The sequence below is a fragment of the Klebsiella sp. 2019SCSN059 genome, assembly GCF_021739525.1.
GTDB classification, from domain to species: Bacteria; Pseudomonadota; Gammaproteobacteria; order Enterobacterales; family Enterobacteriaceae; genus Klebsiella; species Klebsiella quasipneumoniae.
The window spans coordinates 1-1,381 of sequence record NZ_JAKKOM010000107.1 but is presented as its reverse complement, the minus strand read 5'-3'; the positions used below and the strand labels follow the sequence as shown (position 1 = coordinate 1,381).

Annotated in this window: 2 protein-coding genes; one reads left to right on the top strand and one right to left on the bottom strand. The window is 42.4% G+C overall.

Features of this window, described 5'->3' with window-relative positions:
• Window positions 1–139 precede the first annotated feature (139 nt).
• A complete protein-coding gene (locus tag L2I46_RS29090; RefSeq protein ID WP_001067784.1) occupies window positions 140–844 on the top strand; it encodes an IS6-like element IS1006 family transposase in 705 nt (234 codons plus the stop codon).
• A gap of 84 nt (window positions 845–928) precedes the next feature.
• Here the strand turns inward: L2I46_RS29090 and L2I46_RS29085 are convergent.
• The coding region (locus tag L2I46_RS29085; RefSeq protein WP_432764047.1) for a hypothetical protein at window positions 929–1,381 on the bottom strand (453 nt) is incomplete at its 5' end.

Genomic DNA, 1,381 nt, shown 5'->3' with positions numbered 1-1,381 from the left:
TGTTTTCGACATCCCGTTCCAGCAGGCCTTGCCGTTCCAGATAGCGACCCACCCGGTGGGCGATGGTGTGCGTCAGCGGCACTGTTGCAAATAACCACGAATGGTAAGCTGAAGACTGTTTTAGCTAAAGGTGCAGCATATGAATCCTTTCCATGGTCGGCATTTTCAGGGCGAAATCATTCTTTGGGCTGTGCGCTGGTATTGTAAATATGGCATTAGCTATCGTGAACTGCAGGAAATGCTGGCCGAACGGGGTGTGAATGTTGATCACACGACTATTTACCGTTGGGTTCAACGTTATGCTCCTGAAATAGAAAAACGTTTACGCTGGTATTGGCGTAATCCTACAGATCTGAGCTCGTGGCATATTGATGAAACCTATGTAAAAGTGAATGGACGATGGTCTTATCTGTATCGTGCAGTCGATCAACGTGGCGATACCATTGATTTTTATCTTTCTTCTAGACGTAATACCAAATCAGCATATTGTTTTCTTGGAAAAATTTTAAATAATGTGAAGAAGTGGCAAATTCCACAAGTGATCAACACGGATAAAGCACCCACATATGGACGTGCTTTATCACGGTTAAAACGGGAAGGTAAATGTCCACCAGACCTTGAGCACAGGCAGATTAAGTATAAAAATAACGTGATTGAATGTGATCATGGCAAGCTAAAGCGGATCATCAGGGCCACATTAGGATTCAAATCTATGAAGACGGCTTATGCCACAATTAAAGGTATTGAAGTCATGCGTGCACTACGTAAAGGACAAGCATCGTCATTTTATTATGGTCAGCCTCAGGGTGAAGTGTGTCTAATCAACAGGGTTTTCGGTCTCTAAGTACTTTTTAAAGGGAACATCATCGACTCAAATCTCTATTTGCAACAGTGCCAAAAAAACCAACTTCAAGTTGGTTTTTCTTTTTTAATCATCAGTGGCGACCTTAACACCATATCCAATTAAACCTGCAAGGCTAGCATAGGCTATTTTGGCATAAATCGAACCCCACCAGACCGTAATTTTACTGGCACCAAATTCCCGAACCGTTTGCCCCATAAAATTAGTGGTTTCATAGAAATTTTTAGCAGAATAACCTAACGCAATATGATCAAGGACAGGGAATAAACTAAAAGCTAAACCTACTGCTGCTGCGGGGAAAGTAAACTCTCTTGATAGACCGAATTTTCCAGTAATAAATACAAGCGATACCACGATAATTAATCTAATGATAGTCCATAGCATCACTGTGAAAGGCAAGTTAAAGATGCCTGCTCCCTGCCACGCAAGACCGCAAACAACTAGGGGTCGTCTCAGAAAACGGAATCTATGGTCACTCCCGTTTTTGCAACACCGATTTTGACGACAAGTTGGCTTGCT

Coding starts and splice junctions, on each gene's coding strand:
- L2I46_RS29090 (WP_001067784.1), top strand. CDS start 140: ATGAATCCTTTCCATGGTCGGCATTTTCAGGGCGAAATCATTCTTTGG.